The 25,627-nt window shown below is 43.3% G+C and carries 19 protein-coding genes; 11 read left to right on the top strand and 8 right to left on the bottom strand.

The window, feature by feature from the left end:
* Positions 1-72 precede the first annotated feature (72 nt).
* Genes WJR50_RS02730 through WJR50_RS02750 form a run of 5 tightly spaced genes read left to right on the top strand, consistent with a single transcriptional unit; the run spans position 73 to position 4,405 of the window.
* Positions 73-1,932, top strand: coding sequence for a DUF5060 domain-containing protein (locus tag WJR50_RS02730; protein ID WP_341291680.1), 1,860 nt, complete (start codon positions 73-75; stop codon positions 1,930-1,932).
* Between the two features lie 10 nt (positions 1,933-1,942).
* Complete coding sequence (locus WJR50_RS02735; protein ID WP_341291681.1) at positions 1,943-2,377, top strand: rhodanese-like domain-containing protein; 435 nt, start codon at positions 1,943-1,945, stop codon at positions 2,375-2,377.
* Positions 2,370-2,957, top strand: coding sequence for a TIGR04282 family arsenosugar biosynthesis glycosyltransferase (locus tag WJR50_RS02740; RefSeq protein ID WP_341291682.1), 588 nt, complete (start codon positions 2,370-2,372; stop codon positions 2,955-2,957). The genes WJR50_RS02735 and WJR50_RS02740 overlap by 8 nt, the downstream gene beginning before the upstream one ends.
* 24 nt (positions 2,958-2,981) lie before the next feature.
* Entirely contained in the window at positions 2,982-3,515 is a 534-nt protein-coding gene (locus WJR50_RS02745) for a macro domain-containing protein (RefSeq protein WP_341291683.1), read from the top strand.
* The gene (locus WJR50_RS02750) at positions 3,512-4,405 is read left to right on the top strand and encodes a hypothetical protein (protein WP_341291684.1); all 894 of its coding nucleotides are present in this window, start codon (positions 3,512-3,514) and stop codon (positions 4,403-4,405) included. The genes WJR50_RS02745 and WJR50_RS02750 overlap by 4 nt, the downstream gene beginning before the upstream one ends.
* On the opposite strand, the gene WJR50_RS02755 is transcribed toward WJR50_RS02750, so the two are convergent.
* From WJR50_RS02755 to WJR50_RS02765, 3 genes are read right to left on the bottom strand one after another with little or no spacing between them, the layout of a single operon-like run.
* Positions 4,402-4,884: an LEA type 2 family protein gene (locus WJR50_RS02755; RefSeq protein WP_341291685.1), complete on the bottom strand. Its 483-nt coding sequence runs from the start codon at positions 4,882-4,884 to the stop codon at positions 4,402-4,404. The genes WJR50_RS02750 and WJR50_RS02755 overlap by 4 nt on opposite strands.
* Positions 4,859-5,296 carry an acyl-CoA thioesterase gene (locus WJR50_RS02760; protein ID WP_341291686.1) on the bottom strand — a complete coding sequence of 146 codons (438 nt, stop codon included), beginning with the start codon at positions 5,294-5,296 and terminating at the stop codon, positions 4,859-4,861. Before WJR50_RS02760 ends, WJR50_RS02755 begins: the two co-directional genes overlap by 26 nt.
* Positions 5,296-5,685: a carboxypeptidase regulatory-like domain-containing protein gene (locus tag WJR50_RS02765; protein ID WP_341291687.1), complete on the bottom strand. Its 390-nt coding sequence runs from the start codon at positions 5,683-5,685 to the stop codon at positions 5,296-5,298. The genes WJR50_RS02760 and WJR50_RS02765 overlap by 1 nt, the downstream gene beginning before the upstream one ends.
* A 97-nt stretch (positions 5,686-5,782) precedes the next feature.
* Here WJR50_RS02765 and WJR50_RS02770 point away from each other — a divergent pair, with 97 nt between their 5' ends.
* Positions 5,783-7,111, top strand: coding sequence for an N-acetylmuramoyl-L-alanine amidase (locus tag WJR50_RS02770; RefSeq protein ID WP_341291688.1), 1,329 nt, complete (start codon positions 5,783-5,785; stop codon positions 7,109-7,111).
* Here WJR50_RS02770 and WJR50_RS02775 read toward each other — a convergent pair.
* Complete coding sequence (locus WJR50_RS02775; RefSeq protein ID WP_341291689.1) at positions 7,105-7,704, bottom strand: hypothetical protein; 600 nt, start codon at positions 7,702-7,704, stop codon at positions 7,105-7,107. The two genes, WJR50_RS02770 and WJR50_RS02775, sit on opposite strands and share 7 nt — an antisense overlap.
* Positions 7,705-7,820: 116 nt before the next feature.
* Positions 7,821-8,594, bottom strand: coding sequence for a peroxide stress protein YaaA (yaaA, locus tag WJR50_RS02780; protein WP_341291690.1), 774 nt, complete (start codon positions 8,592-8,594; stop codon positions 7,821-7,823).
* Between the two features lie 237 nt (positions 8,595-8,831).
* Between yaaA and WJR50_RS02785 the strand changes: the two genes are divergently transcribed.
* Positions 8,832-9,320, top strand: a complete 489-nt coding sequence (locus WJR50_RS02785; protein ID WP_341291691.1) for a DUF2062 domain-containing protein — start codon at positions 8,832-8,834, stop codon at positions 9,318-9,320.
* 30 nt (positions 9,321-9,350) lie between these two features.
* Here WJR50_RS02785 and WJR50_RS02790 read toward each other — a convergent pair whose 3' ends face one another.
* On the bottom strand, positions 9,351-14,666 hold the full coding sequence (locus WJR50_RS02790) for a T9SS type B sorting domain-containing protein (protein WP_341291692.1): 5,316 nt from the start codon (positions 14,664-14,666) through the stop codon (positions 9,351-9,353).
* Positions 14,667-15,095: 429 nt separating this feature from the next.
* On the opposite strand from WJR50_RS02790, the gene WJR50_RS02795 reads away from it, so the two are divergent.
* The 3 genes from WJR50_RS02795 to WJR50_RS02805 all read left to right on the top strand — a co-directional run bounded on the left by WJR50_RS02795 (position 15,096) and on the right by WJR50_RS02805 (position 20,045).
* Complete coding sequence (locus tag WJR50_RS02795) at positions 15,096-16,130, top strand: PorP/SprF family type IX secretion system membrane protein (protein WP_341291693.1); 1,035 nt, start codon at positions 15,096-15,098, stop codon at positions 16,128-16,130.
* A gap of 89 nt (positions 16,131-16,219) precedes the next feature.
* Positions 16,220-17,470 (top strand): M48 family metallopeptidase, encoded by a 1,251-nt coding sequence (locus tag WJR50_RS02800; RefSeq protein ID WP_341291694.1) that lies wholly within the window; start codon positions 16,220-16,222, stop codon positions 17,468-17,470.
* Between the two features lie 172 nt (positions 17,471-17,642).
* The gene (locus WJR50_RS02805) at positions 17,643-20,045 is read left to right on the top strand and encodes an OmpA family protein (protein WP_341291695.1); all 2,403 of its coding nucleotides are present in this window, start codon (positions 17,643-17,645) and stop codon (positions 20,043-20,045) included.
* 61 nt (positions 20,046-20,106) lie between these two features.
* Here WJR50_RS02805 and WJR50_RS02810 read toward each other — a convergent pair whose 3' ends face one another.
* Both WJR50_RS02810 and WJR50_RS02815 read right to left on the bottom strand, forming a co-directional pair.
* Positions 20,107-21,129, bottom strand: coding sequence for an NAD(P)H-dependent glycerol-3-phosphate dehydrogenase (locus tag WJR50_RS02810; protein WP_341291696.1), 1,023 nt, complete (start codon positions 21,127-21,129; stop codon positions 20,107-20,109).
* Positions 21,126-22,886, bottom strand: coding sequence for a 1-acyl-sn-glycerol-3-phosphate acyltransferase (locus WJR50_RS02815; RefSeq protein WP_341291697.1), 1,761 nt, complete (start codon positions 22,884-22,886; stop codon positions 21,126-21,128). The genes WJR50_RS02810 and WJR50_RS02815 overlap by 4 nt, the downstream gene beginning before the upstream one ends.
* A gap of 221 nt (positions 22,887-23,107) precedes the next feature.
* Here WJR50_RS02815 and WJR50_RS02820 point away from each other — a divergent pair, with 221 nt between their 5' ends.
* Complete coding sequence (locus WJR50_RS02820) at positions 23,108-25,081, top strand: aconitate hydratase (RefSeq protein WP_341291698.1); 1,974 nt, start codon at positions 23,108-23,110, stop codon at positions 25,079-25,081.
* Positions 25,082-25,627: the final 546 nt, after the last annotated feature.

Here is a 25,627-nt window from a genome sequence, read left to right on the forward strand (position 1 = left end):
TTTTGCAGAAATACCAGTCAGAAATAGAGAAAAATGCTTATTTTTTCGCCATTACTTGAATATTTTTCATTGATGAAACACAACCTACTTACTACTTCATTTGTTCTTTTTCTATCAGGGTCAGTATTTTTCTACGCTTGTCAGGGACCGGCAGATACAGAAGAAGAAACCACTACTTATCAAAAATGGCATCCTCTCACCCTCAGTTTTGAAGGCCCCCAGACCAGCGAACAGGCAGAGGATAATCCTTTTCTCAACTATCGGATGATGGTCAGTTTTAGCCATGAGGATAAAACCTATAAAGTTCCTGGCTACTACGCTGCTGATGGAAATGCCGCCGAGAGCAGTGCCGATAGCGGTAATGTCTGGCAGGCACATTTCACACCTGATGCCGAAGGTCTGTGGGAGTATGAGGTTTCTTTTCGTAAAGGCGATAGTATCGCTGTCAGTGATGATCCTCAGGCCGGAGAGGCAGTCGCTTTTGATGGCAGCAGCGGTAGTTTTGAAGTGATTCCTTCTGATAAAAGTGGAAATGATTTTCGTGCCAAAGGTAAATTACGGTACGTGGGGGAGCGCTATCTTCAGTTTGCTGAAAGCGGAGAATATTATCTCAAAGGAGGAACGGACAGCCCGGAAAACCTGTTGGGTTACGAAGGTTTTGACGGTACTTATTTTGGTGGGCAAGAAGGACAGCGGAGTGGAGAGGCCGCCGCTGACAAAGACCTGCACCGTTACGAAGATCATGTACAGGACTGGAACGAAGGTGACCCCAGTTGGCAGGGGGGGAAAGGTAAGGGGCTTATAGGCGCATATAATTATCTGGCAGAAAAAGGGATGAACTCTTCTTATTTCCTGACGCTCAACATCGGAGGAGATGGGAAAGATGTGTGGCCTTATACCAGTTATGATGAACGCTATCGCTTTGATTGTAGCAAACTTGCGCAGTGGGATAAAGTATTTTCTCATGCTGATAGCCTGGGCATTATGCTGCATATTGTGACGCAGGAGACTGAAAATGAACTGCTGCTGGATGGCGGAGATACCGGTACACAGCGCAAACTTTATTACCGCGAACTCATTGCCCGTTTTGCCCATCACCTGGCAGTGACCTGGAATATGGGAGAAGAAAATGGTTATGCGGATTTTACGCCGGAGGCTCAGGATGATGCCCAGCGCAAAGCGATGATCTCTTATATCAAGCAGACTGACCCTTACCAGAACTTTGTGGTACTGCACACCCATGCTGCACCTACTCCCCGCTACGAAATTCTGGATGCTTTACTGGGATTTGAGTATCTGGACGGCCCTTCTTTACAAATCAGCCCAACTAGCGATGTACATGAAGATACGAAGCATTGGATTGAGGCTTCGGGCGAAGCTGGTAAGCAATGGGTAGTCAATCTGGATGAGATCGGCCCGCATTATCACGGCGTTTTGCCTGATGATATTGATCCTGATCATGATACAGTGCGCTATGAATCTTTGTGGGGCAACCTGATGGCGGGTGGCGGAGGGGCAGAATGGTATTTTGGCTACCGCTGTCCTAATGATGATCTGAATGCCGAGACCTTTCGCACCAGAAATAATATCTGGGACCAGACTCGCTATGCGCTAAACTTTTTTCATGAGCATCTGCCTTTCTGGGAAATGCAGTCTGCCAACGAACTGGTGAATGCAGAGGAAACTTACTGCTTTGCCAAGCCCGGAGAAGTATATGCCATTTATGCTCGCAAGGGTGCGGATGTGCAGCTTGACCTGGAAGAAAATGAAGCTACCTTTACAGTGCAATGGTACAACCCAAAAACTGGAGAAGGTTTACTACAGGGTTCGCAAACTGAAATTAATGGTCCCGGGCAAATATCGTTGGGAAATCCCCCCTCTACTCCGGATGAAGACTGGGTAATCCTTGTAAAACGATCAGAAACACAATAAAAGATAAACCATGAGTAAAAAACACATCCTTTTCAGCCTGAGTGCGGGAGTAAGCCTGGTAGTCGCCACACTCTTTGTTTTGGCTACGCCTAAGAAACAAATTCCTGAACAGGAGGTTGATAAAGTACCGACTATCAAAGCTGAAAACTTAAAGGAACGCCTTCAGGACAAGGAAGATGAATTCATCCTTCTGGATACCCGCTCGGTGGAAGAGTATGAAACCGGACATCTTAAAGACGCACGTTTCGTCAACTTTGAGACTTTTCAGTTGAAAGAGGTTGAAGATATTCCCAAAGACAAGGAAATTATTGTGTATTGTCTTTCCGGTGGTCGTAGCAATCGGGTAGGTACACAGCTGCTGGAAGCCGGTTACGAAAATGTACATAACCTTGAGGGAGGTATGCGTAACTGGAAAGCTAAAGGTTACCCTGTTTTTTATGACTGAAGCATCACTGATTATTTTTGTAAAAAAACCTGAATTAGGCAAAGTCAAAACACGGCTGGCTGATAGCATAGGCGGAGAAAAAGCACTGGAAGTTTACCGCAAACTGCTGGAACGTACCTACGCGATCACCCAGTTGCTAAAACAAGATAAAATTGTCTACTATACCCCTGAGATTGTTTACCATGATATCTGGGAAGAGGAGCGTTATCTGAAAGCCTTACAATCAGAAGGAGATTTGGGAGTGCGCATGCTCCAGGCTTTTAAAGAAAGACTGGAATCTGGCTATAAAAAAGTATGTATTATTGGTAGTGACTGCTATGAGCTGACAACCAAGATTATTGAACAGGCTTTTGCTGAGTTGGAGCAGCACGATATAGTTGTGGGCCCCTCTACTGATGGAGGCTATTATTTGTTAGGTATGAAAAAGCCATACCCCAATCTTTTTCGCGATAAAGACTGGAGTACTTCCAAAGTATTGGAGCAAACCATAGAATCCATCAAAAAAGAAGGATTAAACTGTTATATTCTGCCGGAGCTGACAGACGTAGACGAAGAGAAAGACTTAGAAACGATGCGTTAAGTTGAACAGCAAAATTTTGAGGATATGGATACGCAATTTTCAGGAGTAAAAGTAGAAATCATTCAAGGAGATATCAGTAATCAGGAGGGGATAGATGCAGTAGTGAATGCTGCCAATGCGCAGCTTATGAGTGGAGGAGGAGTAGCGGGAGCTATCCATCGTGCAGCGGGTCCTGAACTGGAAAAAGCCTGTAGACCACTGGCACCCATCACACCCGGGGAAGCCGTAATCACCGATGCTTTTCAGCTGCCCAATCAAAAAGTAATTCACTGTTTGGGACCGGTATATGGAAGAGATAAACCTGAAGACCGCTTACTGGCCAATTGTTATGAAAATGCTCTGCAACTGGCAGACGATCATCAATTGAAATCAATCGCTTTTCCCGCTATTTCTACCGGAATTTTTGGTTATCCTCTGAAAGAAGCTGCTCAGGTGATGTTGCAGACCATTCAAAAAGTAGCGGTGCAGCTATCCTCTGTGCAGCATATTCGTATAGTCTTGTATGGCGACAATGATCGTCAGTTAGTAAAACAAACTTTAGAACAAATGCTACCATGAAAAGCGCAATAGACGAAAACATAAGCATGCTGTTACTTTTTCTGGCTGCCATGACCAGCCTGTATGCCTGTACCGGAAGCAATGCCAAGAGTACTGTAAGCGCAGCCCAATATTTTAATCAGGACTGGGCTATGGATGCCAAATGGGATCAGGGCGAAGCTGAGGTAGCCAAATATGAGGCACAAAGAGTGGTTTACGGCAAGCCGCGTGATTTTGAGTATGTCTATATTCTTGTTAAAGAAACCTTTAATAAAGAATTTAAAGTCAAAACAGATGATTACGACCGTAATGACCTGTTTGATGTGATGAAAATCAATAAGTTTTGTCGTATCCCAACAGACAATTACCCTTATCATTATCTCACCAGTATTTTTTATAAAAGAGAACAACCTTCTACTGTTTACAAACTGACTAATACCTCCCAAGAATGGTGTGGCAATACTTCCAAATATTTCTTAGATCAGGGCAGAAATTATGAGTTTGGCTACAATAGTTACTGGGATGGACAAGGCATCGGCCAGATGACTGTAGAAGGTAATATTATGTTTGAAGACCAGCTTTCACATTCCCTGCGGGCGCTAAACTTTCAGGATGGCCTGAGCTTTCAGCAATCCGTAGCTGAATCACAGGTAAATAGCAAAGCTACCGAGCCTAAGGTTTATGAGGCGACATTTAATGTGAGCAAAGCTAATGGCTTACAACTGAACACCGCCTACGATATGAGTCAAGTATCCGATGTCTGGAAAGTGGAGGTGCAATTGGATGAGGAAAAGACGAATATTTACTGGTTCAGCGGAAGCTACCCCAACATTCTGCTCAAGCAGGAAAGCTGGGATGGCCGCAAGCTAGAGTTGAAAGAGAGTTATATGGATGCTTACTGGAATAGCTAGAGATCTATCTTTACCTCATCCTCATGTTCAAAAGGCACTCTGAAGGGCAGCCCATTAACAGTCACACGGGCTCTTCCTTCGTAACGTACCTTTTTTGTAGCGCCATTAAGCATGCTGAGTGCAGTATTGAGTAAGTTCATATTGAGATCACCCAGCGAAAGGGTAACATCTATGGGTATTACAAACTCGCTATTGGGCATGGCAGTGATGTCAAACTCCTGACTGATGTCCTTCACCTTTTCTCCCTCCACAAACACGCTGACATCTACCTGCCGGATTTTGATCTTTTGCTTGTTAGGATTAAAAAAAATAGCATCTCCATTGATCTGAGCTTTGCTCAGACCCTGTACATCTATTTTAAAGTTTTTTACTCCATTAAAGTCGGGAGCTTCTGGTGTAGCGCAGGCAGTAGCAGTGATCACTAATACCATCATCCACAAAGTAAACTTACTGCTATACTGCTTCCAAAGCTGGTTCATAGGCAATTACTTTTTGTTTTTCTGATTCAGGAATCGGGGTTGACTTTCCGGTTTTGGTGTTAATGGCTACCAATATCATAGTAGAAGAGAAAAACAGTATGCTACCCTCCTTATTAGTAATCATATTTTCCACATGCATGCTGGAGTTGCCCAACTTAGTCGTTCTGATATGCGCTACTGGAGTCACCTCCGGTGTTACGGGAATTTTATAGTCCATGCTGGCATGAGCCAGTACCAGAGCCACCTCTTTCCATTCCTGCCGGATTACTTCTTTAAAATATCCCAATCGTGCCAGTTCCAGATAAGTCAGGTATACCGCATTGTTGGCATGGCCAAGCATGTCCATATCCGAGTATCTTACCTGTATTTCAAACTGGAATCGGTATTTATCTAAATCTGATAACGAAATCATTACTCAATGATGATAGTTACTTTGTTATTTCTTTTTTCGGTTAGCTGGTCAGTCTTAATACCCGCACCATAATTGTTCATATCGCCCTTTTCTACATTGATGTAATACTCCTGAGTGTCCAGTTCAGAAAATTTCACACGGCCTTTGTCATCAGTGTATTTGATACCCTGTACCGGGTTTTCTTCTTTCTGATAGTCTTCTTTATTGGTAAATATCTGCACTTCTGCCCCTTCTACACTATTGCCAAGATTGTCTCTTACCGTGATTTGCAAAGAAGTCTTAAAGATTTGAATGGGCTTGTCATCAGCCGCAGGTACGCCTGCTGAAGGTACTGACTGGCAACTCATCAAAAAGAAAACTACCAATAAATATGTCTTGGAGATCATCATTGTAAAAGTGTTTAATTTAATTAGTATTGGAATAATATTTTGAATACGACGTTAGCTAAGTTTAACTTAGATTTTTTTACCATAATCAACATACCGCATGGCATCAACTGCTTCCGGCTACTTACGGTTCGCTACACTACAAATATTATGCTTTTGTGGCATTTCTCTATCGGTATTTGCCCAAAATACTAAGAGTCTCAACACCAGACAAACTTCGGCCAATGCACCATATTACAGCCGACAGGAAGCTTACGTAGATTCAACAAAGCAGTATGTCATCCAACCTGACTTTAGCTTTACCGCTTTGGCGGTGAGCATTGAAGCTGAGCTGGATTTTGACGGAGCTTATATAATTGTGGATCAAGATACATTTTTCCTGCGAGAGGATGAGCACCAACCCGAAGAAGATAACTTCAAACAGTCCGTTTTGCTTATTTTGGACCGAGCCCAGCCCAGCTTTAGCTTTTATCCGGCAAGCATCAGCGGTAAAGTTTCTTTCTCTCTGCTCAATGCTGAGCAAGGAAGAAGCAAAGCCAATATGCGAATGCAGGAGCAAAAGAAGCAAGCGAAAGTAAAGCAAAATGGAGTTTGTGAATTGCCCGACTTAGTTCGTACCTCAGTTTGGCGCGAAGGACTTCCAGAACCTTCTTACACCAGGGTAGAAACTGATGTGGAACATGTGATTGTGCATCATTCGGCAGGTTCTAACACAAGTACGGATTATGTGAATACCGTTCGCAACATCTACTTATTCCATACTCAGGAAAGGGGCTGGTCGGATATTGGCTACAATTATCTGATTGCGCAGGATGGTACCATCTTCCAGGGAAGAAGTTTTACTAATGATGAAATTGAAAATGATGCTATCCGTGGGGCGCATTTCTGTGGACAAAACTCCGGAACTATGGGCATATGCATGCTGGGTAATTATAACACTGCCGTACCTACTGATACTTCTCTGACTTCTCTCGTGAGGCTGACTGGCTGGAAACTGCATAAAGAATCGCTTGACCCTTTGGTAAGCAGCAGCCATCCGGCTAATAGTAATCTGGGAGTAATCGCGGGGCATCGTAATGGCTGTGCCACAGAATGCCCGGGCGATAATCTATACGCGAGGCTTGACAATATCCGTCTGGAAGTGGAAGCCTACCTGGAATCAGGTTGTGAAGATGAGGAGGAAGCGTTGGTTTTCAATGTCTATCCGGTGCCGGCAGAAGAAAAAGTTAATTTTATATTGCCCTCAGAGCAAGTTCCGGAAGCGGTATGGATGATAGATGCTGCCGGAAAAAAGTTTTCGGTAAGTACTTATCTGGATCAGGAGGAAGGAAACTGGGTGGTAGACACCGGAACGCTGGCAGCGGGTATGTACATTTTACAAATCCAGGGAAACGATTTTGAGCAAAAGCGTAAGCTGCTCATTCATTGATGAAAAAGGGCTGAGACAAAATCATCATAGCTGTCGGCTTCCTGAAACTGACGGTCGGAGTAGATACTGGCCAGTACTTTCAGGTAACTGGGCTGACTATCAATCTGTACATGTTCAATGGCAATATTTCCAAACATCTGATTGGCCTGTACAGACTCTTGTGTTAGATCATCGGCACTGAGTGGTGGCTTCAGGTAGTACTTTTCAATAGTCTCCACATAACTTTCCCGGTCCAGAATTCGACGGTCAGCATTCACCAGGCGGTAGCCCATTTGTAATACTTTATCTCTAAAATAGTCAGTAAGGTGCTGAAAAGATTTCCTGCCTATTTTTTCATGATAAGTAATGGCAAAGCCATTGGCGTAGGCAGTATTGAACAGATGTACATCAATTTCTGAGGTGATATCTGTCTTTTTATAGTAGTAAGCTTTAGCAATTTCCTCAATAAGATCACTACGATCAGCACTGTCTTTCCATTCTCCATAAGCCTGCTGGGTAGGCTGACTACGCTTAAGTACCTCATGGACAGCAGTCACCTTGTCCGAGTCTTTTCCCGGAAATAACTTAGCAAACAGTTTGTCAAAGTAGGACATAGGCTGAGATTTGGATGATATTATTAATAACGAAAAAGTAGGGAAAAGTATTTAGAAAAAATAATAAGCAGAACGGTTTGAGGAACAAAAAGCCGTTCTGCCGGTCAAGTTAATATTTAACGGACAAACACCCACTCCTTTTCGGATGAAAGATTTTCGCTATACTCATAACCTGCCTCGGCAAAAGTTTTGAGCTTTTCCGGTGAATCAATGCGCTGCTGTATGATAAAGTTAGCCATCTTCCCTCTGGCTTTTTTAGCAAAAATGGCAACGGTTTTATATTTTCCATCTTTGTTTTCTTTAAACACTGGCGTAATGATCTCAGCATCCAGTTCGGCAGGCTTGATGGCCTTAAAATATTCATTAGAAGCCAGGTTAACCAGTACTTTCTTCTTCTGACTTTTCAATTGTTCATTAAGCTGCTCGGTTATCTTGTTTCCCCAAAACTGATATAAATCTTTTCCCTTAGGATTGCTTAGCTTGGTTTTCATTTCCAGGCGGTAAGGCTGTATCAGGTCAAGGGGACGCAGCAGACCGTAAAGGCCGGAAAGTATACATAGATGTTCCTGCGCAAATTTAAAGTCAGCTTTTTTATACTCCTGTATTTCTATGCCGGTGTACACATCTCCTTTGAAAGCCAAGAGAGCCTGACGTGCATTTTCTGGAGAAAAAGGAGTAGAGAAATGCTGGAAACGTTCGTGATTGAGCGTAGCGATATTCTCACTCACCGACATTAGTTTTTCAATGTCTTGCACAGATTTTTTGCGAAGCTCTTTTACCAACACACTGGACTCCTTGAGAAGAGAAGGTTCGGTATAATTAATTTTTGAAATGTCTATACTGTCATCAGCAAAGTCCTGTGTTTTGGAGGGTGAAAGTATACTTATCATGAGTGATTAAAGATGAATGTTTAGTGAATAATTAATGTCATAAAAAACTTGTATAAGCTCAGTGATGGATTTGAGATTATGTACGTTTTACATGAATAACAAATCTAAGCGGCAAAGTTTTAACGCACAAACCATTTAAGGCCCTTCAGCTTAGCTCAGTCATGATAAGCTTTCAACTTGATAAACAGATCAGAAAGCTTGTTTACATTTGCAAAATACGATTAGTGGAGAAGCATTATGATTACAAAATTAAAGCAGAACCGGGTAGGAAAAATGATTTTGGGTTTATTACGGCAGGGAATGTCAGCCAAAAAACTTTCCTTAACGATCAGCCTGGGGGTAGTGCTGGGTATCATTCCTGTATTTGGGTTTGTTACCGCAGTTTGTGCAGCTATCGCGGCCTGGTGGCGGCTCAATATTCCTTTAGCACTTGCGGTACTTTATGCGGTTATGCCCCTGCAAATTATACTTTTTGTCCCCTTTATCCGACTAGGGGAGTTGATTTTCGGCATTGAAAAACTGCTCCTTGCACCCAACAAAATAGTTGAACAGCTACAACTGGATACGGTAGGCTATATGCTACAGATATGGCATTCGGTATTAGGTGCTTTAGGAGCCTGGGGATTGGTTTCTGTCTTACTGGGATTTGCTCTTTACTACTTGTCTCTGGTTCTGATACTCCGCTTTAAAAAGAGAAAGCCGCTTCAGGGAGATTTACCATCCTGAAGCGGCAGGGCAATTTGGGTTAAAATTGCTTTATCTGATAATCGTCACACCTCCTCTTTCCTCCAGTACTTCACCCGTTTCATCCGTACTGGATTTATATTGAATGACATAGGGATAAGTGCCCAGAGGAGCATCTTTTCCATTATAAGTACCATCCCATTCAAAGTTAGGATTGTCAGACTGGAATACGAGTTCTCCCCAGCGGTTGTAAATCTTCACTTCAAAATCTTCGGCAGACACATACTTGGGATATACGAAGAAAGTACTGTTCACTCCATTCGGACGGAAGGCATTGGGTGCCACAATTCTGGGGCGGCAATCCTCAACTACTTCTACCGAATCAATGATGGAGCAGCCAAACTCATTAATCATCTCTACGATATAAGTACCTCCTATATCGGCCACCACATTGGTAGTGTTGACAAAATCCCCTTTGGGAGTAGTCCAGTAGATTTCAGGTGCAAAGCCTACTTCCAGCAATACGCTATTAATTTCAGGGTCAGTATCCTGTGGACAGATGGTACGGGTAGGACCTAGCTCAGCTTCAGGTAGTGGGTTACGGGTAATGCTGGCAACGGCCTCAGCGAAACAGCCTCCGGCAGTTTCTACTTCTACCCTATACTCACCTTCAGGCATATCCGAAAGTACAAGTAATGAGTCACCTGCTCCCGTAGGGCTGGGGTTGCTGGCCTGTATACGCGTGCCATCCGGACGGAACCAACGATATGTAAGACTGTCGGTACCATCAGTACGCACTGAAGCGAAAAGCGGTATAGCAGAGCCATCAGCACAGGCGTTACCATAGAGAATATTTACGGCGATAGGCTGACTTACCTGTACCGGAAGCTCATCATTAAATAAACATGCAGAATTATTACGTTCTCTGATGCTAAGGTTATAGCTGCCACTCTCGGTGACTGTAATAGTGCGTAGTGCGCCTACACTTTGTCCATTGAGCGTCCAGTTGTAGATGAGATCACGATTGGCTGCCTCTTCAGGTATAAAGTTGACAGTTAACTGCTTTTCTCCGGTCTGACAGCTGTTGTCAGGCGCAACTTCTACAATATCAAAATCAAACGGATCACCGAAGTTAACCTGTACCTCTTGTGTACCAGGGCAGAGGTCCGGTTGATTCAGATTGGTAACTTTGGCAGTATATACACCGGACTCAAACACTCCACTGTTTAGAGTAAGAATTGGGCTTTGGTTATTAGATACTGGAATCTCAGTACCATCAGGACGGAACCATCTGAATTGCCATGTCTCCCCTGAAGCTGGATTGTAGTCTACTTCAATCTGAGCCTGAGTACCGCAAACACTTACCGGGCTTTCCACAAACTCAAATTCTACTGAATCTTCGTTGATCGGTACATTGATATCAGTTTCTGTTTGTATACATCCTGCGGCACTTCTTACTTCCAGATTATAATCTCCTGAAGCAAGGCCTGTGATTAAAAACGTATTGCTGTCAGTGCCACCCGATATTGGTGTGATATTGTTACCTGAAAGAGTCCATGTTGCTTGATAAACAGATGTATTACCTTGATCATCAAGTGTAACTTCTATTGTACCCTCTTCATCATTACAGCCGGAATCGGTAGTACTCACATCTGTAATATCAAAGTCAGCATTTTGGTCTTCTATTCCTGCACTCGCATTGGTAATACAGCCCTGAGCATTGGTAACCGCCACAGTATAGGTTCCAGCAGCTAAACCAGTTGGGTTTTGTGCGGTACTTACTATTGCACCACTCGCATTAGTCCAGCTAAAAGTTAATCCGGTAGGATCCGCCCCATTCAGGTCTAAAGTAATGGAACCATCATTCACACCGCAATTAGAAGTAGGCTGAGGAGTAGCCGTTACTACCGGAGCCTGTTCAATGGTTACTACTACAGTATCCTGGATAAAACAGCCTTCAGGAGCGTCATCAGTAACGGTTACGGTATAGCGGAATACGCCAGGGTTAGGTGTAAGTTCGCTGACTTCTATTACCGGCTCATTGCTGGTGGCTACGGTCTGGTCATTGGCATCCAGGATGACCCACTCATAGCCGGGATCACCGGGGCTGGGAATTTCTACATCCAGCTCGCGGGTTTCGTTCTGGCAAAGCGTAAAGTCTTCCGGCAGGTTAATTTCCGGCCGGTTATCTACCACAAAGATCGTCCCTTCACTTTCGCAGCCATCGGCATTGGTTACGGTGACCGTATAATCGCCTCCTTCCGAAAGGCTCACGGTATTCTGATTAGGCAAATTACCGCCACCGGCGGCACCCACCTGCACCCAGGTAAAAGTATAATTAGCGATATCAGGCGTGTTAGGGTCAATAGCACTAACTTCTACATCACCATTACATAGGTTGATGCTTTCGGGCAACGTCACTTCTGCCGCCTGTCCTACGTCAAAGTTTTGGGTCATCACGGTATCCGCATCGCAAGGATTGGAAAGTGTCACTTCCGCGGTGTAAGTACCCAGGCTATCTATTACGAAGGTGAAATTCTGAGCAGTTCTCAAGGAATCGGGTAATCCAAAGGCAGTACCATCGCTGAGCAGAATCCGCCAGGAATAAGTTTCTATCACATCATCTCTACCCTGAGCAGAAAAGTTGATGTCATTACCGACGCAGGCATTATCTACCGTAATATTGGGTTCGGGGAAGGAGTTTCCTCCGGATTGTATATTATCAGGTAGTCCTAAACCGCTGGTTGCCCCGTTGGGCAACTGTACAGTGTTTCCTTCACTTACATCGCCGGTATTAGGATCAACGCTTACAGCAATGAGGGTAGATGAGCCTTCTTGTGCTAAATAAAGCTGACCGTCTGGCCCCCGCTGGATCGCGCCATAATTACCCGAAAAGTCAGGGTCACGTGTGATGGAAATAGACCCTTCAGTTACCGGGCGGTCAATCGTAGTAGTAAATAATCCATTATCAGTAGAGACGAGTAGCACTGTATTGTCTAAAGTGTCCGTAAAAAACTCTATGCCGTAAGGTTGGGCGTTCTGTCCGCTAAAGTCTACTTCTACCGGATCGGTGATTTCGCCGGTTTGCAGATCAATGTTAAAAAGCTCAACGCGATCAGGTAAAGCTACTGCCAGTACAGTTCCGCTGGAGTCGCCGCCAATCTTCATATAGCCACGCGCTTCTTCAGGGTCGCTCAAATCGTGTACTGAGCCTACCGAAGATAGCACCGGATTGCCAATTCCCTGTTCGGTAATAGGATAGGAGCGGAAGGTATTGTTGCCGTACTCATGGGCTACCAGCATAGCACTGCTGCCATTACCACCATAAATCACTACACGCTCGGTACTTTTGGCAAAGAGGAGATTGTTGGCAGAAACTACTGCTCTTTGTTTCAGATCTACAATAGAGTAGCGCAGTTCATAGGCTCCGCTTTCTACCGGAGTAGCGGTAAAAACATAGAAAACACCATCTGCACCAGGTACCTGTACCATACCTACCATGGTAGATTCGTTGCTAGGACTGATTTGTACAGGCTGACCATTAGGATCCGTTAAGGCTACATGATCTCCGGTAGCACGGTCTTTGAAGAAAACGGTTTGCCCGTCGGTATAGAAAAGTATATCTCCATTACCATCGGATACTGCGGCTACACCTTCAGGAGCGGTCTGCGCACCATCCCCAACAGGGGTGATTTGCCCATCATTGTCTTGTCCGTCACCATTGTCGTCTGGATTATCAGGATCATCATAGAGTGTGTTGAAATCAATTCCTGCACCATTGCCAAAATACCATACATTATAAGTCTGGTTTTCAACCTGATATTCTTTGACATTTGATTCGGCATAAGCAGTACAACCGGAACCATCAGAAACCAGTACCCAATAGACACCAGCCTCGTTAACTTCAATTTCGGAAGTAGTTTCGCCAGTACTCCAGTAATATTGGTAATTGCCACCTCCTCCGGTGCCTCCACCAATACCACCTCCGCCGCCGATTCCGCCACCACCACCCTGGCCGCCTTGTCCACCACTTTCTGGTTCAGCTTTCAGGATAGCTGTTTCACCAGGACAGATGGTGGTATCCTGCACCAGGGGAACCTGCAGATCAAATTGTTGTACATTTACTCCCCCTGAAACGACTACCGATGTATCAGGCCAGTAAGCAGTAGCAGTATAAGACCCGGCTTGTTCAGGTGTATACGCAGGAGAAAATCCGCTAAATCCCTGGCCATCAATATTCCAAACGATACTGTCTGGTTGAGGCGTTCCCTCAGGAAACTGGGGCATAAGCTGTACCGGGTTGTTGGCACATTGCCCTGCCTGAGTAACTCCGAAGTTATAATCAGGGGTAGCACCCGGCGAAGTTTGGGAAAAACGTCTGCCCCCAAGGTCGGCACCGTCCAATAGTCCCGTTTCATAAGTCAGTAAACTGGATGCACTGTCTGCAAAGTTGATGCTCCCCAGAAGAGACTGGCCACCTTCTTCATAAAGAAAGTACACACTACCATCCGGCCCCCGCTGTACCCCGTAGACAGGTGCTCCTCCCAGCCCCAGGGCTGGAGTAAGGGTCTGAATAGGAGGAGTGCCTCCGGTATATTGATACACATTACCTCCCGCACCATCTGAAATATAGAGGTTACTGCCATCAGCAGACCAGGCTACATCATAAGCGGGAATATTTCCACTGTTCACATAGCCAAATGATCCGCTGGCGGGATCAAAGCTCAGAATATGAAAGCCATTCTGCCCGGCTACAGCGAGCTGATTGGTGGCGGCATTGAAATCCAAACCGGTACTGGTACCAATATTAGAGGCACCGGCAGCTCCTGCCTGATAATTATTAACCGGGCCAATTCCGGTACCTGTTACTTCCGCATACTGATAAGTGGAAGTTCCATCAATTTTAGATACCAGCCAATAACTGTCACCGCTAGGGTTAGGAATGAGCGTGAGCGCTTCGGCATCAGTAAAACCATTAGCCAGGCTGGGGCCGTTGAAATTGGTGATTTGAGGGTAGCCGGGACCGGCAGTGCTCACCGTTACAGAGTAGTATACTACATCGCCGTCAGCATTTTTAACGAAGATGTAATATTCACCGGGACTTCCGGGGATAGGAGAAATTGTCACCTGCTGATCTCCATTGGCATCTCCCACCATAGGGAAAGAATTGCCCTGAGCATCATAAGCTACACTACCATCAGTATAAAAAAGAATTTCCCCACTCTGCGGGTCAGTTGCTACAGCGCTGCTGCCCTGCCCCAGAGCTTCCGCAGCCTGAGGGTCAGTTGCCAGTGAGTCATTAGAGAAATTGAAGCGGATACCTCCGTTACTACCGAAAATCCAGTTATTATCCGCTCTTCCCTGCGCATAAATTTTATGTGAGAGCAAGTTTATGCAGCAAAAAAAACAGCAAAGACTTACTCTTATCAGGAAGGTTCTGTTCAACATTTGGCCTTATCTTAATATATATGCGAAAATACGTGTATGCATGATAACGAAAAAACTATGGGTTTCATGTGCCATGTAAGCATTTTAGATGCATTAAAATATTATCTGTAATACAGCAAGTAAAAAAATATATTTTTAATCCTGCTCAGGTATTATTGTGTTGGTTGATGACTGTAACTCATTTTTTTGTCAAAAACACTGAATTCCAATACCTGTAATTTATTCAGAGCTTCACCTGAATAGCATGTATAGGCAAAAACTATCTTTGGCCCTAAGGGTTTAGGAGATTAATTGAGGCTTTTCTCACAATAATTGTTAATTTCCAACGCTTTTAGAAAAAGCGATATGCTGTAAACAAATAGGTTTTGAATGCAAAAGACTGTTACTAAGCTGCTCGTTGCTGTTAGTTTTATTTTTATAAGCGTCAGCAATATATATGCCCAGGATCCGCAATTTTCCCAATTTTACGCGGCTCCTCTGTACATGAACCCTGCTTTTGCCGGCTCTACGGAGTTAAGTAGGGTAGGGCTGAATTTTAGAAGTCAGTGGCCCTCTCTGCAGGCTAATTTTACTACGGCCTCCTTGTATTTTGACCATTTCTTTGAGGATTATAATAGTGGAGTAGGGGTAATCCTAAATGCTGACCGTGAAGGCCTGGCTGGATTACAATCTATTGATTTGGGCTTACAATATGCTTATCAGTTAAGAATTACCCGTGAACTTACCTTTCGCCCCGGCGTAGAAGTGGCCTTTTATAATCGTGATATCAATTTTGATCGCTTGGTTTTTGGAGATCAGCTGGATGAAAGCGGACTTATTTCTGATGTGACTGCCGAGCAGTTCAATACCGGTACAAGTAAGTTTTTTGTAGACTTAACACTGGGAGGACTTATTTTTAGTGAAAACTTTTATTTTGGGTATGCTGCTCACCATGTCAATACGCCTAATCAGTCATTGGTAGGGGAAGAAAGTCGCCTGCAAATGAAAAGTACCTTTCATGGAGGCTATCGCTTTTTGCTTCCTGCCGGATTCCGTAAGTATGGCTTTAATGATAAAGGACTTGAAAGAAGCCTGACACCAGCTTTTCAGTACAAAAGACAGGGCAATTTTGATCAGTTGGATTTAGGCATGTACCTGACTTATGAGCCGGTGGTATTTGGGTTATGGTATAGAGGCTTACCAGTAAGTCAACTGGAAGATTTTCCTAATAATGAATCTATCATTGCTTTAGTAGGGCTGATGGTTGGCGATCTGAACATTGGCTATAGTTTTGACTATACCGTATCAGGCTTAGGTATTCAAAGTGGTGGTGCCCATGAAATTTCTCTGGTCTATCACTTCTCTCTACGAGATCCCAGCAAGCCACCCAGAAGCATCATGAGCTTACCTTGTCCACGGTTCTAATAATCTGTTCCATTATTAGTGAAGACGTTTCAAGTATAATTTTCTGTTTTTCATGAAAATTTTTAAGCTTGTATGTTTGTTAGCAAAACATGGAAGCTTCTATTTTACTCGTCCTTATTATAGCAATAGTAGCGCTCAACTTTGTATTGGAGCAAGTACTGAATGCACTGAATCGTAAAAATAAAAAACATACCCTGCCCAAAGAACTGGAGGGAATTTACGATGAAGAAAAATATCATCAATCCCTGGCCTATCAGCGGGCCAATGACCGATTTCATACGCTTACTGCTTCCTTTAGCTTTATCATGTCAGTTGTTCTTTTGGCAACCGGCTTTTTTGGTTGGTTGGATATTCAGCTTCAACCCTATGTAGAAGATCCACTTTGGAGGGCTTTGGCTTATTTCGGAATTTTATTTCTGGCCTCTGACATTATTAATCTGCCTTTTCAGCTATATGGGACTTTTGTGATTGAAGAAAAATTTGGCTTCAACAAAATGAATCTCAAAACTTTCTGGCAGGATAAGCTTAAAGGCTATGTGCTTACCATAATATTAGGAGGCTTACTGGCAGGAGTGTTTCTGTATTTGGTAATGAATATTGGAAAAGATTTCTGGTGGTATTTCTGGGCGATTGCTGCAGGAGTGATGGTACTACTCAACATGTTTTACACCAGCATTTTTGTGCCGATGTTCAATAAGCTGACTCCTTTGGAAGAAGGAGAATTGAGAGAGGCAATAGAAGCTTATGGTAGAAAAGTGGATTTTCCCATCAAAAATGTATACGTGATAGATGGCTCTAAACGTTCGTCCAAATCCAATGCTTTCTTCTCCGGGATGGGTAAGCAGAAAAAAGTGGTACTTTATGACACTTTAATTGAAAATCATAGCATAGAAGAACTGGTAGCTGTCATTGCTCATGAGGTAGGCCATTACAAGAAGAAGCACATCATATCAGGCATGTTGTTTTCTGTCCTGCTGACTGGTTTTACACTCTTCGTCTTGTCTCTGCTTATTTTTAACGAACAGCTCTCTATTGCTTTGGGTGGCAGCGGATTGGCAATTCATCTAAATCTGATTGCTTTTGGTATTCTTTTTTCTCCTATCAGTACCATTACAGGCTTACTGATGAACGTATGGAGCAGAAAAAACGAATATGAAGCGGATGCCTACGCCACCACCACTTATGAGGGGAATGCATTAGCTACTGCTCTTAAAAAGCTATCTGTAAACAATATGAGTAATCTGCTACCACATCCCTGGTATGTATTTTTTCATTACTCTCATCCTCCTTTGCTGGCTCGTTTAAAGGCTATTACACGCTTGTCAGTTGTAAAATCTTGATAAGTATTCTCTAAAACACAGTGCGGCTTGCGCAAGATTAGCCCGTAAAACTTACACATTACAGGTTTAGTATTATTTCCGTTTTAGGTAGGTAGGTAAAATCTCTAGCTTTCGTTAGTGTTTTCTGTGCCTCAATGGGCACATTTACAGTCATAAACATTAACCGTTACACATGAAAGAAGTGTATTACCGCAAAGATGAGGCTAAGTTTGGCAGATCACTACACCAAACTGGAGGTAGAAAAAAGGCCTGGAATCACCCTAATATTGGTGTTTTATTGTTATTCGTTTGGAGTATTACGTGCTTTTCCCGTCTGGCAATGGCCCAGGGTTCGGATGGTGCGTTGGTAGATAGGGCTAACAAATTTTTTGAGCTTGCTAAAAACTATGAAGCTGCCCTCCCTCTGTACCAGCAGGCAGTAGACAATGGAGTCAATGAGCCCATGGTGTATTATCGTTTGGGTGTTTGCTATACATATGCTCCACAGCTTAATGAGCAGTACAAAGGATTGCCTTATCTGGAGAGTGCATTGAGTAGAAAAAGTGGCACCCAAATTCCGGAAGAGATTCACTTTTATCTGGGGCAGATGTATCATAGGGATATCCAGATTGATAAAGCTATCTCCCACTACGAGAAATATAAAAAGTCAATTGATCCCAATGACAAAGCAAAGCTTAAAGATGTTAACCGACAGCTTGAAGTATGTAAAAATGCTTTATTCCTGATCAGTGAAAATAAAGGCATCGTTATACACAGTTTTGAAGATGTTAATTCCACATTTACAGAGTATAATCCGCTTGTTACCGCTGATGAGAGCATGCTTGCCTACACCGGAGTACGCGAAGAAAGAGGTAAAGTGGTAGAAAAAATCTATACCTCTTATAAAAATGGAGGCAAGTGGTCTGCACCAGAAGCGCTGAATATCAATACTAAATATAATGTAGGTACTGCCGGAATCTCCGTAGATGGGCAGGAGATGCTGATCTTCGTAGGAGGAGAAAATAACACCGGAAGCATTTATACAATTTCTAAAGATGGTAAAGGCTGGACTTCTCCCGTGGATATTGGTACCCGTGTGAATTCCCGTTATTTGGAGTCTACTGCAAGTATCACTCCCGATGGTAAAGTGCTGTATTTTGCCAGTAACAGACCTGATGGTTTGGGAGGCATGGACATCTATAAATCCGAGCGTCAGGCTGATGGTAGCTGGGGTAAAGCAGAGAATCTTGGCCCTGAAATCAATACCATTTACAATGAGGATGCTCCATTTATCCATCCGGATAGTAAAACTTTGTTCTTTACTTCCGATGGGCACAATACTATGGGAGGGACCGATATCTTCAAGAGTTATATTATCGGTGGAAAATGGAGAGAGCCCGAGAATCTGGGCTATCCGATTAACACCCCCACCAATGACAACTACTTTACCTTGACAGCTAATGGTAAAATGGGCTACTTTTCTTCGGAGAGAAAAGGTGGAAAAGGTGGTCAGGATATTTATTATTTTGAAATGCCTGAGAATGAAGCCAATATTCCACTTACGCTGATCAAAGGAAGAATTTTGGCCGGAGAAGAGCTTAAAGCTGTTCCTACTCAGATCAAAGTAGTTGATGTAGAAGCCAATCAAAAGATTGATTATGTGTATAATCCAGATAAGAACACTGGCAATTATCTGATCATTTTACCTCCCGGTCGTAACTATGATCTGATCATTGAGTCGGAAGGTTATCTCCCCTACACTGTCAATGTGAATATTCCTAACCAGACATATTTCTATGAGTTGTATCAGGAGATTCATCTGAAACCCATCAAGCAATTTGATGTAATTGTAGGGCAGGAAGTGACGGTGAAAAACGCTTTCTATGATGTGAATGGAAAAAGTAAAACCACAGTACGTCAAGCGAATGAAGCTATGCTGGTTCAAAATGATAGTTTGGACCTGTATGATATGATGGAATCTATCATGGCAGCCAGTGATACAGCGGCTTACAATTATCTTCTTGACCTTATGTATGCTCAAAATCCTATAGATGATGTGAATTTTGATGCGGTAAAGAATGAGAAAATAGAATCTGCCGGAGTAGAGTATTATTACGATGAAACCGGAGAAGATAATCTGATTGCTAAAAAAGTAGGGAATGAAGTAATTTATTCTCTACCCACTTTTTATGTGACAGAAGAAGCAGTAAAACAAAAGAATAAGGAAAAAGTTACTTCCAATTATGACAAAAAACTGTTAGCTGATGTATATAAAATTTACTTTGGCGTTGGAGAAAGTAAATTAGCTGAAAAAGACAAGCAGCAGTTGGTAACTGTAATGGAAGCACTGAAAAAACACCCTGAACTAGGTGTGGAAATATCAGGCTATGCTTCCCCTGAAGGTGATGAAGAAACCAACCGCAAGCTTTCTAACGAAAGAGCCATAGATGTACTAAATTTCTTCAATCAGAGGGGGGTGGTGAGAAGAAGGATCGTAGCTAAAGGTTATGGTGCAACTGCTAACGAAAAATCCAGTCCGGAAGAAAGCAGGAGAGTAGAAGTGCGTCTGGTAGATATGCAGCAGTACCAACAGTAAGAAGACTATAACTAATTGACTTACTAATCAGTCCGGGTTTTCATAGCCCGGACTTTTTTGTTTACAGAAAGCCTACATCTTCAGTAAAAGGTATTTTCATCAGGCTATCCAGGGCTTTTTCTACCGGCAGGTCTTCAAAAAGAACTTTGTAAAGCATACGGGTGATCGGAGCACTTACATCATAATAATCTGCTAGCTGCTTGACAATCTTAGTGGTATTGACACCTTCGGCCAGTTCTTCCATCGTCTGCATAATCTCAGTCAGCGTTTCGCCCTGAGCCAGCCGATAGCCGACTGTATAATTACGGCTATGTTTACTAAAACAGGTAGCGACCAGATCGCCTACACCTGCCAGACCGATAAAAGCTTCTATATTTCCCCCCAAAGCTTTGCCCAGGTAGATCATTTCTACCATGCCCCGGCTGATCAGTAAGGCCCGAGAGTTTTCTCCTAAACCCAGTCCGCTTAATGCTCCGGAGGCAATGGCAATGATATTTTTCAGAATACCACACAATTCTATACCAATCAGATCATTGTTACCATATACCTGAAAGCGAGGATTGCGCAGGAGTTGCTGACCAATCTGAATGACCTCATCAAAATGGCTGGCCACTACAGTAGCTCCCGGCTGCCCTTCGGCCAATTCTTTAGCCAGGTTTGGTCCGGCCAGGCAGCCTACTCTTACCACTACACTTTCCTCCTGTATCACTTCGCTCATTGTCCTTACACTTTCTCGGGTCAGGGGTTTGGGAGCATCATGATCCACATCCAGCCCTTTTGTACCATGAATCAGGATGTGATAGGGCTTCAGATAAGGAGAAAGGTCACTGATAGAGTCCCGAAATCCTGAAGAAGACACAATAGGAAAGATAACCTGACATTCTTTGGCTAGCTGTTCAAGGTCGTTGGTAGGATGCACATTCTCATGCAGCGAATAATTTCCTCTTCGTTTCATAGCATGCATTTCATCCACTACTTCATTTCTTCGGGCATATAACAGTACCGGAACATTTTCAGCCAGTATATTAGCGATCACTGTTCCAAAGCTGCCTGCTCCTACTACACCTACATATTGCTTACTCATTCTTCAATAAATTGCTTTTTGGAATGCGGTTGCGTAAAGAATTGCTCTAGCCCATAGCCTTCCATGCGGTTATGATAATAAAAAAGTGTGTTCAGATCGTGGGTAATGATATTTCCTTCTTTGTTCTTGAGTAGCGGTCTTCGCGAATGGTACAATCCTACATTGTCTATGCCATGTGTGATGGCAAGATCAACGTCCTGTTTGAGGTGAGGTGCTATGTCTACTTTACCAGCCTTGTGGAGTCGAAAAATTTCTTCTCTAAGTTTGCTAAACGTTTTTTGAAAATCTTCATAGGCAATGATCAGTTCCTCTTCAGGAACCCTTAAGAAATTATACAAATCCAGGTAAGGATATTTTTGCCTGATCATTTCAAAAGCGGTAAAGGCAACCAGATGGCTGGAAAATACCCGGTTGTTGATATGATATGACTTCAATATCGCTTCACCCAGCATACGGGTATATTCACTTTCTCTTTGAATATCCCGTGTAATTTTTCCTCCGCTGCAAAAGTACTCCCGCATACTGATCATTCTGCCATGTTTATCCAGGCTACGTCCTTCTTCATCTACCAGATTACCCATCAGGTCCATGGGCTTGCCAAAACTAACCGAAATATCTGAGCCTTCCGTAAAAAATTGGAAAAGGAATTTAATGATTTTAGAAGAGGTAGAATATTCATCTGACTCAATATAATAACGCTCCTGTCCTTCTATGCTCAAATGATCACGGATAAGGCTGGGCGCTTCCAGTACAAAATGATAGTTGAGTACTACTGGGACTACAAATATTTTTTCTGCTTCTTCTCCATTTTTTTCGCTTTGCTCATAATTGAGCCTTTGCGCTTCCATGGCTGTACCCAGCAAGCCTAACTTAAGTTTATCTTCCACCTTACCCGATCGGGAGCGGGTGCCTCCCGGAAAAAATAAACTATGGCATCCCCAGCGGATAGCCTGCCGGGAGTAGGCTTTGAGCGTTTCAATATAAATCTTATTCTTCTTTCTTCGGTCTACTTTATAAGCGCCCAGGCTGTTCATAAAATATGCGAAGATATTGATATTAAAGAGGTTAAGCCCGGCTCCGTAAATAAAAGGAGGAAGTCCCAACTCATGGATGACCCAACCAATGAGGATAGAGTCCAGATTACTGAAATGCGTAGGCACCATGATGATGGTACCCTTCTGGGCAAGTTCTCTTAACAATTCTACTTCGCCTACAATATTAATTTTATCTCGCAGAGAATACTGATTGCTGTAAAACGAACGGAACCCTTTGACACGGGAGGCATTTAACAAGCGGGCAAAGCCAAAGGTAACGATGTTGCGTGCCAGCCGGTAAGATGAAGGCTTGAAAGTACTGGAGATTTCATGGGCATAACGGGAGACTATATCTCTGAGAATTTCTTTAGCCTGTTCAAGTTGTTTTTTATGAAAGCTGTTTCCGTTGGTATGCTGAGCGGAGATATCTACCAGCTTACTTTTTATTTTCTTCCAGAAGGCCTCTTCATCTTCAGGATCTACCGCCCAGGGATTTTGCCGGATGCGCAAACGCTCACGATACAATGTCGTTTCCAACTCATCCACCAGATCTTCCAGCTTAGGCGCTTCTTCCAGCAAACGTTCCATACTGCTCTGAATGACTTCCTCAATAAACTTATCCTGCTGGCGGCTTAGCTGTACAACCGGCCAGTGCTTGCGGGTGGGGAGGATAGGCTCATATCCACTAATCGTTCTTTTACTTCTGGAAAATAATCGTATCATGCAGCGAAAGATAAAAAAATTAAGAGGTAGAAATCTTTACTTAATATAAGAAAATGCTAATAACCTGGGAGCAAAACTCCTAAATCTTGGCCTTATCTACATTATTCTCCCTCATATATATTAAAACAGTTGGGCGATGATGCTGTTTCTATACATATAATACTTCCTTTTTTTGCCGACTCAGGCAATTATATTTTTACCATTTTTTAAACCAAAAGATTATGTCTTCCCCTCTTAATGTAGCACAAAAACTGATTGAATCTCATCTGGTAGAAGGCGAAATGAAGCCGGGAAAAGAAATTGGAATCAAGATAGACCAGACCCTGACCCAGGATGCAACTGGTACGCTGGTAATGCTGGAACTAGAATCTATGGGTGTAGATCGTGCTCAAACCGATGTATCCGTGCAATATGTAGATCACAATCTCCTGCAAACTGACTTTAAAAATGCTGACGACCATATATTTCTAAAGTCTGCTGCCTCTAAATTCGGTATATGGTACAGCCGTCCTGGTAATGGAGTGAGCCATCCGGTACATATGGAGCGTTTCGGTGTACCCGGCAAAACGATGGTAGGTTCCGACAGTCATACACCGGCAGGAGGTGCTTTGGGCATGCTGGCTCTCGGAGCAGGTGGCCTGGATGTAGCCTTTGCTATTGCTGGCGAGCCACTTTATTTTAAAATGCCTAAAGTTTTGGGCGTAAAGTTAACCGGAAAATTGCCCGATTGGGTAAGTGCCAAAGATGTAGTGCTGGAAATGCTCCGCCGCTATGATGTGAAAGGTTGTCGGGGAATGATTGTAGAATACTATGGTCCGGGTCTGGATTCTCTAAGGGCTATGGATCGGCATGTGATCGCCAATATGGGTACGGAACTGGGTGCTACTACCACTGTTTTTCCTTCGGATGAAGAAGTGAAACGCTTCCTGAAATCTCAGGAACGTGAAGACGTCTGGACTGAGCTTAAACCTGATGAGGGAGCGAAATATGACGAACATGAAGAAATTATATTGGATGAGCTGGTTCCGCTGATTGCCTGCCCCAGCAGCCCGGGAAATGTGGTAGAAGTAAGGGAAGTGGAAGGTAAACCGGTACACCAGGTAGTGATTGGATCATCAGCCAATCCGGGCTTCCGTGACTTCTGGGTAGTAAGCGAAATGGTCAAAGGCAAGACGACGCATGCCGATGTTTCTTTTGATGTCAATCCTACCTCGCGGCAGATGATTGAAAACCTTTCCGCCAATGATGCTTTCAAAAATCTTATCCATGCTGGCGCTCGCTTCCATCAGGCAGGTTGTATGGGGTGTATCGGTATGGGCCAGGCTCCTGCCACAGGTAAAATCAGCTTACGTACGATGCCGAGAAATTTTCCGGGACGTTCCGGTACGATGGATGATCAGGTGTATCTCTGTAGCCCTGAGACCGCCGCAGCTTCAGCACTGACAGGAAAAATTACTGATCCGCGTGATCTGGAGAAAATCTATGACATGAAGTATCCGAAATATGTGCCTGCCGAAAAAGAAATTATCAATACTGATTTATTGGTAGAGCCTTCTGAGAACGGTCATGTAGTAGAACTGGAGAAAGGGCCCAATGTAAAATCTCTACCAGATTTTGAGGAGTTGCAAAATGCGTATCAAGTACCTGTGCTGCTCAAGATGGAAGATAACATCAGTACGGATGAGATTTTAAGAGCCGGAGCAGAGGTACTGCCCTTTCGTAGTAACATTCCTGAGATCAGCAAATGGTCGTTTTCCATTATTGATGATACTTTTTACGATAGGGCCAAGGAAGCACAGAAAGAATATGGAGGACATATAGTAGTAGCAGGAGAAAACTATGCTCAGGGTTCCAGCCGGGAGCATGCTGCCTTAGCGCCTCGTTACCTGGGACAGGTGGCTGCCATTGCCAAAAGCTATGCCCGTATCGGCTGGCAGAATCTTGTCAACTTTGGTATTGTTCCTCTGGAATTTGTCAACAACGAAGACTACAATAAAATTGAGCAGGGTGATGTGCTGAAATTAGAGGGCTTAAGGAAAGCGCTGGAATCTGGTGAGCATGTCAAGCTGGTGAATGAAACAAAAGGCGAAGAAATAGAGCTAACCTATCAGCTGAGTGACAGGCAGGTGAAGGTGATACTGGCCGGAGGTGTAATCAATTATTTCCGCATTAAAAATGTAGAGCAGGAAGCCTAAAGGCAACTAATATCTTATTTACAAGCTTCGCTATTTAGTTAATGGCGGAGCTTTTTTATTGCTTTCAACTATGAGAAGTTGAAGAAAGCTATGCTCGAGAACTGATGGAAGAGAAGGTAACCAAAAAGAAAGTGTAAGCACTGATATTCCTTTTGCATTACCTTCCCCAACATTATATAAACCCAGGCTAGAAATCTTGTAAAATCCTAGCTCCTTTACTATTGCTCAATTATCTAGCGGAAGATAATGTCATTTTTCTTAGCTCTGTCCGGATATGAGTCCAGGTATCATTATAAGATGTAGCGTAAGAAATGGTGTGATGAATGCCTTTAGGCATTGCATCTACTGCTATCAAATTCAGATTGCTTCTCTTAGGCTTTTTGAATAGGTAAATCATAGCTCATGTTCGTTTTATGTAAAAACCTTACACAAATATAATAGGAAAAATAAATTAATTAAATATTTATATATATTTTTTAACTATTTAAATATGTATCACTAAATGGTATAATTATTAATACTTAAATGTTTATTATTAATATAGGC

The sequence above is a fragment of the Catalinimonas locisalis genome (assembly GCF_038039535.1).
Taxonomy (GTDB): Bacteria; Bacteroidota; Bacteroidia; order Cytophagales; family Cyclobacteriaceae; genus Catalinimonas.

Bases quoted from the DNA above. Each gene is read 5' to 3' on its own strand.
- WJR50_RS02730 (WP_341291680.1), top strand. From the start codon at position 73: ATGAAACACAACCTACTTACTACTTCATTTGTTCTTTTTCTATCAGGG.
- WJR50_RS02735 (WP_341291681.1), top strand. From the start codon at position 1,943: ATGAGTAAAAAACACATCCTTTTCAGCCTGAGTGCGGGAGTAAGCCTG.
- WJR50_RS02740 (WP_341291682.1), top strand. From the start codon at position 2,370: ATGACTGAAGCATCACTGATTATTTTTGTAAAAAAACCTGAATTAGGC.
- WJR50_RS02745 (WP_341291683.1), top strand. From the start codon at position 2,982: ATGGATACGCAATTTTCAGGAGTAAAAGTAGAAATCATTCAAGGAGAT.
- WJR50_RS02750 (WP_341291684.1), top strand. From the start codon at position 3,512: ATGAAAAGCGCAATAGACGAAAACATAAGCATGCTGTTACTTTTTCTG.
- WJR50_RS02755 (WP_341291685.1), bottom strand. From the start codon at position 4,884: ATGAACCAGCTTTGGAAGCAGTATAGCAGTAAGTTTACTTTGTGGATG.
- WJR50_RS02760 (WP_341291686.1), bottom strand. From the start codon at position 5,296: ATGATTTCGTTATCAGATTTAGATAAATACCGATTCCAGTTTGAAATA.
- WJR50_RS02765 (WP_341291687.1), bottom strand. From the start codon at position 5,685: ATGATGATCTCCAAGACATATTTATTGGTAGTTTTCTTTTTGATGAGT.
- WJR50_RS02770 (WP_341291688.1), top strand. From the start codon at position 5,783: ATGGCATCAACTGCTTCCGGCTACTTACGGTTCGCTACACTACAAATA.
- WJR50_RS02775 (WP_341291689.1), bottom strand. From the start codon at position 7,704: ATGTCCTACTTTGACAAACTGTTTGCTAAGTTATTTCCGGGAAAAGAC.
- yaaA (WP_341291690.1), bottom strand. From the start codon at position 8,594: ATGATAAGTATACTTTCACCCTCCAAAACACAGGACTTTGCTGATGAC.
- WJR50_RS02785 (WP_341291691.1), top strand. From the start codon at position 8,832: ATGATTACAAAATTAAAGCAGAACCGGGTAGGAAAAATGATTTTGGGT.
- WJR50_RS02795 (WP_341291693.1), top strand. From the start codon at position 15,096: ATGCAAAAGACTGTTACTAAGCTGCTCGTTGCTGTTAGTTTTATTTTT.
- WJR50_RS02800 (WP_341291694.1), top strand. From the start codon at position 16,220: ATGGAAGCTTCTATTTTACTCGTCCTTATTATAGCAATAGTAGCGCTC.
- WJR50_RS02805 (WP_341291695.1), top strand. From the start codon at position 17,643: ATGAAAGAAGTGTATTACCGCAAAGATGAGGCTAAGTTTGGCAGATCA.
- WJR50_RS02810 (WP_341291696.1), bottom strand. From the start codon at position 21,129: ATGAGTAAGCAATATGTAGGTGTAGTAGGAGCAGGCAGCTTTGGAACA.
- WJR50_RS02815 (WP_341291697.1), bottom strand. From the start codon at position 22,886: ATGATACGATTATTTTCCAGAAGTAAAAGAACGATTAGTGGATATGAG.
- WJR50_RS02820 (WP_341291698.1), top strand. From the start codon at position 23,108: ATGTCTTCCCCTCTTAATGTAGCACAAAAACTGATTGAATCTCATCTG.